Annotated in this window: 12 protein-coding genes; 10 read left to right on the forward strand and 2 right to left on the reverse strand. The window is 37.8% G+C overall.

Annotated features, from left to right (window positions below; translation table 11 throughout):
• Positions 1 to 3: 3 nt before the first annotated feature.
• From ACFQU5_RS17650 to ACFQU5_RS17690, 9 genes are all read left to right on the forward strand, one after another.
• Positions 4 to 1,743, forward strand: a complete 1,740-nt coding sequence (locus tag ACFQU5_RS17650) for an ABC transporter ATP-binding protein (protein ID WP_390290805.1) — start codon at positions 4 to 6, stop codon at positions 1,741 to 1,743.
• Positions 1,736 to 3,556 (forward strand): ABC transporter ATP-binding protein, encoded by a 1,821-nt coding sequence (locus ACFQU5_RS17655; RefSeq protein WP_390290807.1) that lies wholly within the window; start codon positions 1,736 to 1,738, stop codon positions 3,554 to 3,556. Before ACFQU5_RS17650 ends, ACFQU5_RS17655 begins: the two co-directional genes overlap by 8 nt.
• A gap of 216 nt (positions 3,557 to 3,772) precedes the next feature.
• On the forward strand, positions 3,773 to 4,486 hold the full coding sequence (locus ACFQU5_RS17660; protein ID WP_390290810.1) for an N-acetylmuramoyl-L-alanine amidase: 714 nt from the start codon (positions 3,773 to 3,775) through the stop codon (positions 4,484 to 4,486).
• A gap of 285 nt (positions 4,487 to 4,771) precedes the next feature.
• Positions 4,772 to 5,884 carry an ABC transporter ATP-binding protein gene (locus ACFQU5_RS17665; protein ID WP_390290813.1) on the forward strand — a complete coding sequence of 371 codons (1,113 nt, stop codon included), beginning with the start codon at positions 4,772 to 4,774 and terminating at the stop codon, positions 5,882 to 5,884.
• A 2-nt stretch (positions 5,885 to 5,886) separates the two neighbouring features.
• Positions 5,887 to 6,828: a carbohydrate ABC transporter permease gene (locus tag ACFQU5_RS17670; protein WP_390290837.1), complete on the forward strand. Its 942-nt coding sequence runs from the start codon at positions 5,887 to 5,889 to the stop codon at positions 6,826 to 6,828.
• A gap of 2 nt (positions 6,829 to 6,830) precedes the next feature.
• On the forward strand, positions 6,831 to 7,640 hold the full coding sequence (locus ACFQU5_RS17675; protein ID WP_390290840.1) for a carbohydrate ABC transporter permease: 810 nt from the start codon (positions 6,831 to 6,833) through the stop codon (positions 7,638 to 7,640).
• A 113-nt stretch (positions 7,641 to 7,753) separates the two neighbouring features.
• Positions 7,754 to 9,139 carry an ABC transporter substrate-binding protein gene (locus ACFQU5_RS17680; RefSeq protein WP_390290815.1) on the forward strand — a complete coding sequence of 462 codons (1,386 nt, stop codon included), beginning with the start codon at positions 7,754 to 7,756 and terminating at the stop codon, positions 9,137 to 9,139.
• Between the two features lie 157 nt (positions 9,140 to 9,296).
• Positions 9,297 to 10,136, forward strand: a complete 840-nt coding sequence (locus ACFQU5_RS17685) for a glycerophosphodiester phosphodiesterase (RefSeq protein WP_390290817.1) — start codon at positions 9,297 to 9,299, stop codon at positions 10,134 to 10,136.
• Positions 10,137 to 10,220: 84 nt separating this feature from the next.
• Complete coding sequence (locus tag ACFQU5_RS17690) at positions 10,221 to 11,276, forward strand: Mrp/NBP35 family ATP-binding protein (protein ID WP_390290819.1); 1,056 nt, start codon at positions 10,221 to 10,223, stop codon at positions 11,274 to 11,276.
• 45 nt (positions 11,277 to 11,321) lie between these two features.
• Here ACFQU5_RS17690 and gerD read toward each other — a convergent pair whose 3' ends face one another.
• Positions 11,322 to 11,957, reverse strand: coding sequence for a spore germination lipoprotein GerD (gene gerD / locus ACFQU5_RS17695; RefSeq protein ID WP_390290822.1), 636 nt, complete (start codon positions 11,955 to 11,957; stop codon positions 11,322 to 11,324).
• A 393-nt stretch (positions 11,958 to 12,350) separates the two neighbouring features.
• On the opposite strand from gerD, the gene ACFQU5_RS17700 reads away from it, so the two are divergent.
• Positions 12,351 to 13,031: a KinB-signaling pathway activation protein gene (locus ACFQU5_RS17700; RefSeq protein WP_390290825.1), complete on the forward strand. Its 681-nt coding sequence runs from the start codon at positions 12,351 to 12,353 to the stop codon at positions 13,029 to 13,031.
• Between the two features lie 89 nt (positions 13,032 to 13,120).
• On the opposite strand, the gene ACFQU5_RS17705 is transcribed toward ACFQU5_RS17700, so the two are convergent.
• Positions 13,121 to 13,774 carry a hypothetical protein gene (locus ACFQU5_RS17705; protein ID WP_390290828.1) on the reverse strand — a complete coding sequence of 218 codons (654 nt, stop codon included), beginning with the start codon at positions 13,772 to 13,774 and terminating at the stop codon, positions 13,121 to 13,123.
• Between the last annotated feature and the right edge of the window lie 337 nt (positions 13,775 to 14,111).

The following is a 14,111-nucleotide window of genomic DNA, read 5'->3' on the forward strand; positions in this document are numbered from 1 at the left end:
TTCATGCAAGCTGTATTATCATTGAAAAAATACTTAAAGCCTTATATGGCCTTTGCCATCATCGCTCCTTTAATGATGGTGCTGGAAGTTGCAATGGATTTAGTCCAACCGACAATTATGCAGCATATTATCGACAATGGGATTGCCAAAGACGATACATCCTATGTCATTAAAATGTTTGGACTAATGATTTTATGTGCTGTAATCGGATTAATAGGTGGTGTAGGCTGTTCCATTTATGCTTCCAAGACGGCCATTAACTTTGCAGCAGATATTCGCCAAGATTTATATGAAACAATTACCTACTTTTCAAATAGCAACAAAGACCATTTTACGCTTGGGAAACTAATCACCAATATTACAAGTGATGTGGAGATGCTGCAAAGAGCGCTAACAATGCTATTAAAGATATTTGTTCGAGGTCCTTTTACTTTTATCGGGGCTATCATTATTGTGTTTTTAACAGCCAGAGAACTGTTCCCGATTTTATTAGTTGTGGTTCCTATTTTAGCGTTCTCTATTTTCTTTTTTACAAAACTATCAGGAAAGCTATTTTTACATGTCCAAGAAGCCGTGGATGCCGTAAACACAAAAGTTCAAGAAAATTTAGCAGGTATTCGTGTCATTAAGGCATATAACCGTAAAAGTCATCAAATTCAACAATTTTCGACTGTGAATGAAACGTTGATGAAGCGAAATATACAAGCAGATCAAATCATCGGGATTTTGATGCCTCTAACAGCCTTTGTGGTGAATATGGGGATTATTGCAGCCCTTTGGATGGGTGCCATAAAAGTAGAAAATAACACAATTGAAGTAGGGGTTATATTAGCGTTCATTAACTACTTAATGATGATTATGGGCGGGCTAATGAGTTCTTCCAATGTCTTGATGCAAATTGCCCGTGCGGTACCAAGTGCCAACCGTATTGTAGCAGTGCTTGAGGAACAGTCTGAAATATTCAATGCAGAAAACCCTGTAACTAGCCCAATTAAAGGTGAAGTTGAATTTGACCATGTCAGTTTTGCTTATAACAAAAACAACGAACCGGTGTTAAAGAATATTTCATTTAAAGCAAACCCAGGGGAGACAATCGGGATTATTGGGATGACAGGGAGTGGAAAATCTTCTATCGTCAAACTAATTCCCCGCATGTTTGAGGCGGACCAAGGCATCATTAAAATAGATGGTCGACCGATAAAAGAATATGACTTACAAATCCTACGAGGGGCAATCGGCTTTACACCCCAAAAAGCAACACTATTTTCTAGAACAATCGAAGAGAATGTAAAGTACGGCAACGACGAAGCTTCTATGGAAGAGTTAATAGAAGCATTAGAATCTTCTTGTGCACTGGAATTTGTTGAAAAACTAGAAACCCGGGAACAACATTTGATTACCCAGGGTGCTACAAATCTATCAGGTGGTCAAAAGCAACGTCTCGCTATGGCGCGTGCCTTTATTCGCAAACCTGCTATTTTAATTTTGGATGATACAACATCTGCTGTAGACAGTATCTCGGAGAAAAGAATTCAACAAGCGATTAAAGAAAACTTCAAGGAAAGTACAAAGTTTATTGTCTCTTCCAAAATATCTTCAATCCGTCATGCAGATAAAATCTTGGTATTGGATGACGGCGTGATTGTAGGACAAGGGACGCACGAAGAACTACTTGAAAACAATAAACCCTATCAGGAAATTGTGTCGACACAGTTGGTAAGAGGAGGGACTTTAAATGAATAAACCACAAGGAAGACCAGCTGGACCTCCTCCAATTGGCAGACATCCAGGACCAAGATTTAACGGTCCTGCAGAAAAAGCAAAGGATCAAAGAGCAACATTGAAACGAATTTGGTCCTATTTAAAAAATCAAAGAATCGGAATCATCAGCTCCATTTTCTTTGTCGTTGTATCGACTCTTTTAAGTTTAATAGGGCCGTTATTGATTGGGATGATTATCGATGACTATATTTTAACGTTTGATCTCGATGGAACCATTAGAATGGTTTTGCTCCTTGCTAGTATCTATATCGTCTCGGCTCTATTTACTTGGTTACAAACCTTTATGATGATTCGAGTTTCGCAAAAAACGATTCGAGAGCTTCGTCAGCATCTATTTGAGAAGTTCCAATCCCTGCCGATTGCCATCTACGATAAACGTCAGCAAGGGGACCTAATGAGTCGCATGACAAATGATATCGAAAATCTGAATGCGGCACTATCACAAAGTATTATTCAGATAGTTTCAACAGTATTATCGGTGGTCGGTACTGGAATTGCGATGTTTTATTTAAATTGGGTTTTAGCGGTTGTCACTTTACTCGTCATTCCAATTATTATTTGGTCTACAAAGCAAATTATTAAACGCAGCAGCAAAAATTTCTCGCAAAGACAAAGAGACTTAGGAAATCTAAACGGATTTATCGAGGAGACAATTTCAAATTCCCATATCACAACATTATTCGGAAAAGAGGAGCAGACAGTCTCTCAATTTAGAGAAGCAAATGAGAAATTGCGTGCATCTGCACTAAAGGCCGATATTACTTCAGGATTCCTCGGTCCTATTAATAACTTTATTAATAACCTGGGGATTGGATTAGTCATAGGTGTTGGTGCATTGCTTGTCATAGGAAACTTGGGTGTAAGTGTGGGGGTCATTGCCTCCTTTGTTACCTACACTAGACAATTTTTCCGTCCCATTAACCAATTATCGAATCTTTTCAATACTTTCCAATCGGCTATTGCCGGTGCAGAACGTGTATTTGAAATACTGGACGAACAAGATGAAGTAGCAGATGTACCAAAAGCGGTTACTAAGAATCGTTATGATGGGGATGTGGAGTTTCGTAGTGTTGGATTTCATTATCAACCAACTAAGCCAGTGCTTCATCAACTATCGTTCCGGGCAAAAGCCGGAGAAACGATTGCGTTTGTAGGTCCAACAGGTTCAGGGAAAACAACGATTATTCAGCTGCTTAACCGATTCTATGATCCAACAAGCGGTGAGATTTTAATAGATGGTCATGATATCAAGCAGTATGAAATGGCAAACCTGAGAAATCATATCGGTGTGGTCCTGCAAGATACGTATTTGTTCTCGGGAACCGTCCGAGAAAATATTCGGTATGGTAAGCTGGATGCTACTGATGAAGAGGTTGAGCGTGCAGCAAAAACTGCGTATGCTCACAATTTCATTAAATACTTACCTCAAGGCTATGATACGCTGCTTGTTTCAGGCGGAATGAATTTAAGCCAGGGTCAACGTCAGCTAATTGCGATTGCACGGGCAATTTTGGAAGATCCCGATATTCTCATTCTGGACGAAGCGACTTCAAGTGTTGATACTATGACTGAGGTGCATATCCAAAAAGGGTTAAATAATCTGATGCTGGGTCGAACAAGCTTTGTCATTGCACACCGTTTAAAAACAATCGAAAACGCTGATCAAATTCTGGTTATAAAAGATGGCGCCATATTAGAGCAAGGAAATCATGATGGGTTAATGATGCAAAATGGTTTATACGCCTCTTTGCAGCATCAATTGCAAGTGCAGTAGTAGATGTTCTGGAATTTCAGAGTTTAACCTTTAAATTATCATAAAATAATCACTCAATAAGTAAATATTTAGGACATGCCAAACATAAGTTGTTTAGCGTGTCCTTTTTTTATTTTTTATACCTGAAACACTTTTTGGAAGTAAGAAAGTTCACGCATACTCGTCCCAATTTTTGCGTATAGTAGTGCAAAAGGTTGCAAAAGGTGGTGTCATGGTTTGAAAAGATGGATTGCTCTAGGTGTTATTTTGTTAGGCTGTTTAGGTCTTGTTGTTTATGAGACAAGTGCATCCGATCGAAGTTTCTTTTTACCTGAACCATTGGGTGGCGTTAAAATTGTAGTTGATGCTGGCCATGGTGGAATTGATGGTGGGGCTTCATCCGGTGAGGTAATTGAAAAAGATGTTACTCTTGCTATTGCTCAAAAGGTTGAAAAACAATTAAAGCGTTTAGGTGCAACTGTTGTCATGACTCGTTCGACAGATGGGGACGTATTAGAAGAGCATGCCCCAAGCGAAGAATTTTCAACATTAAGAGAGCGGAAAAAGGAGGATATTTTCTTGCGCTCTAACCTTGTCCAAAAAAATAAACCGGATATTTTCGTAACAGTTCATGCCAATGCGATACCAGAAGAAAAATGGAGAGGTGCACAAGTCTTTTATCACAAAGATGGACATCCAAATAGTGAGCTTTTAGCAAAATCGATCCAATCGACAATAATAGAATCGCTGCAAAATACAGAACGCGAAGCATTAGCTATTAAACAAGTGTATCTTTTAAAGAAAGCGGAAGTTCCGGCAGTATTAGTTGAAACGGGCTTCTTAAGCAATAATGAAGAGCGTGAATTGCTATCGAGTGAAGCTTATCAAGAGAAGATGGCAGATGCAATTGTTAGTGGAATCGAGAGTTATGTAAATCTGGAATTTGAATAAAAAATACGATTGTTATGTATGAAGAACCTGCAAATTGCAACAAACAATCTGCAATACAGTACATAATGATACGTTTTTAGAATTGCATTATTATTAAATAGCTTCAATCAATTTAAACCATTCACAATCAGTTGTGGATGGTTTTTTTAATTTTTGTTAACAAAAACCTTATTTAATGTAAATTTTATTGACCAAGTAATAATAAATGTAAAAAGTTACCAAACCCATCGTTTTGATTAAATGGATGTGGTTGAATAGATATAGATTTATGAAGGAGGTTTATGTATGGGTTACATCGAACTGATGGACATTTCAAAGTCATACAACAAGCAAAGTAACGTGTTAAACGGGATCGATCTACAAATTGAAAAAGGTGAATTTTTCGTTCTAGTTGGTCCATCCGGTTCAGGGAAAAGTACATTACTGCGTATGATCGCCGGGCTTGAAGAAATTTCTGGAGGTACGTTAAAAATAAGCGAAAAGATTGTGAACCATTTGCCTCCAAAAGATCGAAATTTATCGATGGTATTTCAAAACTATGCCTTATATCCGCATTTAACAGTTGAACAAAATATATTATTTGGTCTTGATGCTAAAAAAGTAGGTAAGGAAATACAACAGAAGAGATTAGAAGAAACCGCTCAGATGATGGGGTTAAGTGAGCTGCTTAAACGTAAGCCAAGAGAGTTATCTGGCGGACAAAGACAACGTGTTGCCCTGGCTCGCGCGGTCGTAAGTGAAGCGCCACTTTGCCTGATGGACGAGCCTTTATCCAATTTGGATGCCAAACTACGTGCAAATATGCGAATTGAAATCCGCCGTCTTCAAAAGCGATTAGGTTTAACCATGGTTTATGTTACGCATGACCAAGTGGAAGCAATGACAATGGGAGATCGCATTATGGTATTAAATGATGGCATCATTCAACAAGTCGGTGAACCAATTGACCTTTATAATAAGCCGTCTAATTTATTTGTTGCTACTTTTATCGGGTCTCCGAAAATGAATTTAGGTAAAGCGATTATAAAAGACTCAAAGCTCATTATTGAAAACGTACTGACTATTCCATTTGAAGAGTTGGAGATGCCTGAGAGTTTGGAAGACCGAAATTTAGTTATTGGCATTCGTGCCGAGCATATGCCTTATGGAGACGAAAATCAACAGGTTCAAAATGTCGAGATCGTTAATGTTGAGCATTTAGGAAACGAAACATTAGTTTCCTTTGAAGTTGGTACAGAATTGTGGACTGCCAAATGGCTTGGTCAATGGCTAGTGCAAGTAGGGGATAAGGTGCCTGTACATATAACTATAGAAAACATGTGCTTTTTTGATGAGGACACAGGAAATCTAATCCAAGAAGCAACATTCACTCATAAACAAGAGGTTGTGAAAAGATGAGTATGAGCAATCCTAGTTTTCAGTCGTCCACGGAAATCACTGAGATTAATTTTGAGAATGTGAAAAAGAAACAACGAGTGAAGAGCTTTACAAAGGGGATGCTGTTCCTTTTACCTTCCATCGTATTATTTGGAGCTTTCTTATTCTATCCTTTGTTCAAAACAATGTACTTAAGCTTCTTCTTAACAAATGCCCGTGGTGAAACTACGGTTTTTGTCGGCTTGCAAAATTATATGGATATGTTCACCTCGCCTATTTTTCATCAAAGTATGAAATCGACGTTCTTATTTGTACTTTATACTGTGCCAACGACGATTATTATCGCGCTTTTATTAGCGGTTTTAGCAAATGAGAAGCTAAAGGGGATTGGCTTTTTTAGAACGATTTTTTCATCGACAATGGGGATTTCAGTAGCCGCTGCATCCGTTTTTTGGTTATATATGTTCCACCCATCGATTGGCTTTTTAAATCAAATCCTGGCGTTGGTTGGGGTGGAGTCGATTGGTTGGTTAACAGACCCTAAGTGGGCATTAATTGCTGTCGCGGTGACAACAATCTGGATGAATTTAGGTTTTACTTTTCTAGTATTGCTAGGCGGATTACAATCCATAGATTCTTATTTATATGAAAGTGCGGATATAGATGGAGCAGGCTATTTTTATAAATTGAGAAGAATCACTATTCCGATGCTGTCCCCTACACTGTTTTTCGTTATAACAGTAACCATTATTAATGCTTTTCAAACATTTGGGCAGATCGATATCCTAACCCAAGGTGGTCCACAAAACTCAACGAATCTTATTGTTTATTCGATTTATCGTGAGGCCTTTACGAACTATCAATTTGGTACAGCAAGTGCCCAAGCAATTGTCCTATTCATCATCATACTGATTATGACGATTATCCAATTTAAACTTGGTGAAAGGAAGGTTCATTATCAATGACCATGCCAATCAGCAAAAAAATCGTATTGTATTGTTTACTTACCATCTCGGCACTTGCCGTGTTTGCTCCAGCATTAATGGCATTTGTCATGAGTTTTATGGATAACAAAGATATTATGACGGGAAGCTTGCCACAATCTTTATCTTTTGATAACTATCTCAAAGCTTTCGAGCAATTCCCGTTACTCCAATATTTATTTAATAGTTTAATCGTTTCGGTTGTCATTACAATCGGGCAGTTGGTTTTATCCAGTTTGGCTGCATATGCCTTTGTATTCTTGGAATTCAAAGGCAGAGATATCCTGTTCTTTCTATTTATTGCAACAATGATGGTTCCCTTTGAGGCATCGATTATCCCGAATTTCCATATTATCCGAGATTTAAACTGGATTGATCAATACGCGGGGTTAACCGTTCCATTCTTTGCCACTGCATTTGGAACATTCTTGCTGCGCCAAAACTTCAAGCAAATACCGAAAGAATTAAGAGAGGCCAGCCAAATTGTTGGGATGGGTGACTTTAAATTTTACTTAAAAGTTGTCTTGCCGGTTGCCAAAACGAGCTTAGTTACACTGGGTGCCTATGGGTTCCTAACTTCGTGGAATATGTATCTATGGCCATTACTCTCAACGACAAATGACTCAGTTAGAACAGTACAAATTGGCTTGAAACAATTACAAACCCAAGAACAATTGAATGACTGGGGTGTCATTATGTCTGGTGCCATTATTGTCATCATTCCAACATTGATTTTGTTGTTCCTCGGTCAAAAACAATTACAAAAGGGCTTAACAGAAGGGGCAATTAAGTAAAGCCTCGATCAGCCGGGAACTATTCAAAAGAACACTTGAACTTGGTTTATTCCTTTTGATAGTCAAAAGGATAAATATATAGACAATTAAATGAACTTAGAAGGAGTAGGGAAATGAAAAAAAACTTTTTACTAACATCTTTAATGATGTTACTCGTTGTCATTTTAGCAGCGTGTAGTTCAGGCGAAAGTTCATCAGAAACAGGGGCAGAAGCAGAAACAAATTCTGGAAGTGCAACTGAAACAACAGAAAACACTGATTCAAAAGAAAAACAAGTCGTAACATTCTGGCACTCCATGGGTGGTGCAGGTCAAGAAGCATTAAATTCGATTGTTGAATCATACAATAGCTCACAAGATGAAATCCAAGTAAATGCAGAATACCAAGGTACTTATGACGAATCTTTAACTAAGTTCAATGCGGTTGCAGGTAGCGATAGTGCACCTACGATGATTCAAACGTTTGAAATCGGAACAAGAGCAATGATTAACAGTGGACAAATCGTTCCAATTCAAGAGTTTGTCGATTCAGATGGATATGATATGAGCGGATTAGAAGAAAATATTACGAATTACTATTCGTTGGATGGTACGTTCTATTCAATGCCATTTAACTCATCAACACCTGTAATGTATTACAATAAAGAAGCATTTGAAGCAGCAGGACTTGATCCGGAAGCTGCACCAGAAACATTTGAAGAGATTATCGAAGCAAATAAAGCAATTGCTGAAGCTAATCCAAATATGAAAGGTTTTGCGCTACAAGCTTATGGCTGGTTATGGGAACAGCTTTTAGCTAACCAAGGAGCTTTATTACTAAATAATGATAATGGTCGTTCGGATACACCTACTGAAATTGGTTGGACGGAAGAAGAAGGGAAATCAATCTTCAATTGGGTAAAACAAATGGTTGATGATGAAACATTTGCAAACTATGGTACAAATGGTGATAACATGGTTGCAGGTTTCTTAGCAGGTGATGTTGCAATGTTCTTGCAATCTTCTGCAAGTTCAAGAGATGTTATTGACAACGCTCCATTTGAAGTAGGAATTGCCTACTTACCACATCCAGAAGCAAAGGAACGTCAAGGTGTTGTAATTGGTGGAGCTAGTCTTTGGATGGTTGAAGGTAAATCAGAAGAAGAACAAAAAGCAGCTTGGGAATTCATGAAATACCTACAAACTCCTGAAGTGCAAGCTCAGTGGCATGTTGGAACAGGTTACTTTGCAATCAATCCATCTGCATATGATGAGCAGATTGTAAAAGATGCGTATGCAGAAAAGCCGCAATTACAAGTAACTGTTGACCAATTACAAGATACTAAGCCATCTTTTGCAACACAAGGTGCTTTAATGGATATGCTTCCTGAGGGGCGTAAAATTATGGAAACTGCACTTGAATCGGTTTATAACGGTGGAGATGTAGATGAAGCCTATGCTACTGCTATTGACCAATTCAACGCGGCAATCGAGAAAGCAAATGCTGCGCGCGGTGAATAATACACCTGATATAATAGCGCAAAATTAGAGTAGAGAATAAAGCGGGGCTTCCCTCGTTTTATTCTCTTTCTTTATAAAATAATATTAAGAAGCATAGTAAATTCCAGACAATCGATACATAGAATAAAAGAAATGAAAAAGGGAGTGTAAATCACGAATGAGCAAGAAAAGGAAAATACTCTTAATTTTAATTTTAATCGTGTTACTCCTTGGCATATTTGGGTTTCTCGGAAAGAGTAAACCAGTAGCAGAACCAGGGATTGTAGCATCTCCAAAAATATTTGCCCACCGAGGAGCAATTGATCAATTTAACGAAAGCACCATTACTTCCTATAAAATCGCAAGCGAGCAGAATGTTGATGCTCTTGAAATCGACTTACGCATGACAAAGGATAATGTGTTAATCGTTATGCATGATGAAACCATTGACCGTACTACGAATGGGACAGGTAGAGTTAGCGATCTAACCATTAGGGAGATTAAATCCAGTGTAACTCTAGGTCAATATAACGGGGAAATTACGATGGAGGAAATACCAACCTTGGCTGAAGTGCTTCAAACCTTTGGCAGTAAACAAAAATATTATATAGAAACAAGATTAGTCTACGGAGAAACGGTCATGGAAGAAGTGCTGGTTAGAGTGTTGTCGGAGCATCATTTATTAGATAAAGAAATAGTGGCGATACAATCTTTCTCTGAAAAAAGTTTAGAAAAAATGGCGGTTCTGGCACCGGATCTACGCCTAACTTTGCTATTTAAAAAGGGTGAATTTGATTTAGAGAAAGCATTGGCGGTGGATTTTCCTGTTATTGGAATGGAGTCAACAGATGCATCCGTTGAAGCAGTAAATGCACTGCATAGCCAAGGGAAAGAAGTGCATGTATTTTTCAATGATTTAGAGACGTTGGAAGAACAACAAGAGAAAATGAAAGAGTTAAATATCGATGGATACTTTACCGATAATATCACATTTACTAAACGGTTGTTAGGCGAGTAGTAATAGTGGAGCGCTAGCCCAATAAGTAGTAGAATTACACTATGTTATACTAACAGTAGAAACAAAAATAGGGGAGTGTTTCAAGTGATAAACGAACAACAGGTCCGTGAAGTTTTAGGACAACTACAAGATCCTTTTTTACATAGAACGTTTGCTGAAACCAATGGCATCATAAACGTATCAATTAAAGAAGAAAAAAATCATGTCAGTGTTAAAGTAGCGATAGCAAAAACGAATACACCAGAACAAATGCAGCTGCAAATGAAAATTGTAGACGCACTAAAAGAAGCAGGAGCTAGCACTGTAGGGATTCGTTTCGAGGAACTATCTCCTGAAAACCTAGAACAATTCCGTGGCAAAGCTACTGAATCGGAAGTACATGACCTATTGTCTCCATTATCCTCTGTTCAATTCTTAGCGATTGCTTCAGGTAAAGGTGGAGTAGGGAAATCGACAGTATCTGTTAATTTAGCTGTTGCACTTAGTAGACTAGGGAAAAAAGTTGGGTTAATCGATGCAGATATCTATGGATTCAGTGTGCCTGATATGATGGGAATCCAAGATATGCCTGTTGTGAAAGAAGATCGAATCTACCCTGTTGAACGTAAAGGAGTAAAAGTAATTTCAATGGGCTTCTTTGTGGAAAACAATGCACCAATCGTATGGCGTGGGCCAATGCTTGGAAAAGTACTAGATCAATTCTTCCGCGATGTAGAATGGGGAGATATTGATTACTTACTATTAGACTTACCACCAGGAACAGGGGATGTTGCACTAGATATTCATCAAATGCTGCCTTCTTCCAAAGAAATCATTGTTACAACACCTCATCCAACTGCTGCCTTTGTTGCAGCTCGTGCTGGAGCAATGGCCTTACAAACAAACCATGATATTCTTGGTGTTATTGAAAATATGGCATGGTTCGAATCAAAATCTGGGGACCGTGAATATGTATTTGGACAAGGCGGGGGACCAAAGCTTGCGGATGAATTACGTACAGAATTATTAGGCCAAATTCCACTTGGTCAACCAGACTGGACAAATGAGGATTTTGCACCTTCTGTTTATGAAGAAGACCATCCAGCTGGAAAAATCTATTTAGAAGCAGCTCAAAAAATTATTGATAAACTCTCAAAATAAGCGTGAAAAAACGGATTGTACCTAAGGGCACAATCCGTTTTATTATTAAGCACCGCCGCCGCCCGATTCTCCTTCAGAGCCGCTGCCACCGCCACTTTCTTCTTCGCCGCCACCCGAGCTACCGCCGGATTCCTCAGATTTTCCTCCAGATGTCCCTTCTCCGCTTTCCTTGATCAATTGCTGCCATTTTGTTTGTAAAAGAGGATTTTCAATTGTTTGTGTGACAACTTCCTCCATTTGTTTTCGGAGAGGAGCACTTTTTAATACTGTCTCGAGCTCTTTTTGCATTTCAGCCTGTCCGAAGAATGAAATAAGATCTTCCTGATAGGACGGGTCTTTTATTAATTCTTTCATAATTTCTTTTTGCTGCTCTTTCATACTCTTGGCTATATTTTCTTGAAATGATGGGTCTTCAAATTGTTTTTTCCAAAAATCCTTTGATTCCTCAGATAATAACGTAGTGTTAATAGCTGTTTGGACTTCTTCATGTTCAAAAACAATTAATTCCCGGAAACTTGGATCTTGAAGCAATTGTCGAATTGCTTTTTTACCATCTTCCGTCTGAATGGAGTCCATCATGATTTTTTTTACTTCTTCATAGGAAAGCGCTTGGTTAGTTGGCTCAGAACAGCTCGCAAGTACAAGAACGACGAACAGTAGGGAAAGAATACGGTTAATCAATTTTTCTCAGTCCTTTCTTAAAGGCTCTCTCTTTCATTTATTGTTCACAATCCTTGCGCATAATATGTATACGATTGTGACTTGGATAGCTTTTTTAAGATTGCATTGTTAAAATATAAAATGAAACTCTAAATAGTTGCGTGTTGAGGAGTTCAAGGGGTGGCATTATAGTCTGTCTGTTTATCCAGACTAATATTAAGGAATGCAAGTAAAAAGCAACAGCTTCTCTGTTCATCAAGCTTGCTTGAGTAACACAATTTGGCCATAGGGAAACGGCTTTTACAGCTGAGGGAATTAAACTCCCGTATACATAATTTAGGACATGTCTAACTAACAATGGGAGATTGCCGTTTACGCGGATAAAAGTATTAAAAAAATGGAGGACGTTAAGTCGTGACAATACGAAATTGGGTAAAATTTTTCTTAATGTGTTTGCTAATCGGTGGTGTTGTTACAGGTATTGCAGGAATCTTTGTACGCTGGAATTTCTTCCAACCATATTTAGCAGCAGGTGAACTAGGTGAATTCTTTGCCGCTTTTGGATGGATGATCTTATTAGGATGTACGATGAGTGTTATAGCTCAAGCCGGATTCTTTGCCTATTTAACACTCCATCAAGTAGGAGTAGGTATCTTTAGAACATTGACTTTATGGAATTGGGTACAAATGCTATTAGTAGTTATTCTCCTTGTAGATTTAGTCGTATTTCGTTTTGCGCCGAGTGCCGAAGGGGCAAAGGATTGGTTATTTTACATCGGTCTTTTAGTATTCTTGATTTTTGCCGCCATTGCCACAGCCGTAAAAAAAGTTCAATTAACTGGAAAAAGACACGTGTTAGTTTCAGCAATCTTCTTCATGATTGTAATTACATCTCTTGAATGGATTATTGCATTAATGGGTCGTCAAGGTAATATCGATACATACGTTGCTTTATTATTGTTCCCGTTAATTGCAGTTAATGCATATCAGCTGCTGTTATTGCCGAAATATAATTCAAAATCAGATGAAGACCGCAAAAGATTGGAACAACGTAAACTTGAGCGGAAAACTAAGTCATCCAGTGCTAATGCATAAATAAAAAGGCTAAAACCATACATAGAAATGGTTTAGCCTTTTTTTCTTCATATCATCAAAAAGTATATGAGAACATATAGGGGCTTTTGTTACTCCGGAATTTTTTTCGTCTTGATTGTATAACCGAAAACATTTTCTTCTATAGATACAAATTTTTCAGCTTCGATTAACTTTGCATATTCTTCAAAGTTGGGTTTGCTTTTTTCGTGTAATTTTAACGAGAAAATAGCACCATCCGCCTTTTGATAAGTATCTTTTGAGTAAATCATAGAAGGGGATACTAAATTGATTTCTTCGTCAAAAACTGTTTGTTGAAGATTTGTTTCAAATTCATAATCCGAAGTCATAAACCAAAGAGGCTTGTTATTAAAATGTTTCTCATAAATATCTAAGTCTTTGTTGAATTCTTCGATGCTGTAACTATTCTTTGCCCCTTCTCCACCTAGTAGACCTGTAGGGATATTCTGTTTTTTTATTTGCGCCACTATTTTTGGGGAACGGGCAATCCAATCTGCATCTAGCATTAATAATGGATAAGGCTGTTTTAACGATAGTAACCATTCCTCTAGTCCTTCATGGGAAAAAGATATTTCTACAATTAATGATTGTCCATAATTTCCTTTTGAAATGATTAGTGGTTCATCTGTCATACGAAAAACAGAAATAATTGAATCTCTTTGTGGGTAAACAAACAATGTTACAATCACCACTAAAACTACTGTTACCAAAAGTTTGCGAACCATGAATCTACCCCTTTTATTAACTAATTTTAAAAGTGAAAAATAGAGCCTCATAAAAAACTTATGAATTAGTGTTGACTTTCATGAATAAATCAGTGTATTATATAAAAGTCGCCGCTAGATAACGCGGTTGTGTAACGAAATGAACCTTGAAAACTGAACAACAAAACGTTAATGAAACATAGTTTCTTCTATTAATTTAGAGAAACAAAATTTTGGACATCAAAATTGATGTCAGCAGATGTTTTTTTCGGACATTAGTATTAATGTCCGACAGAAATTTGAGCTTTATCAAATTTTCTCTTTTATGGAGAGTTTGATCCTGGCTCAGGACGAACGC

The organism is Ureibacillus sp. GCM10028918 (assembly GCF_042666115.1).
GTDB lineage: Bacteria > Bacillota > Bacilli > Bacillales_A > Planococcaceae > Ureibacillus.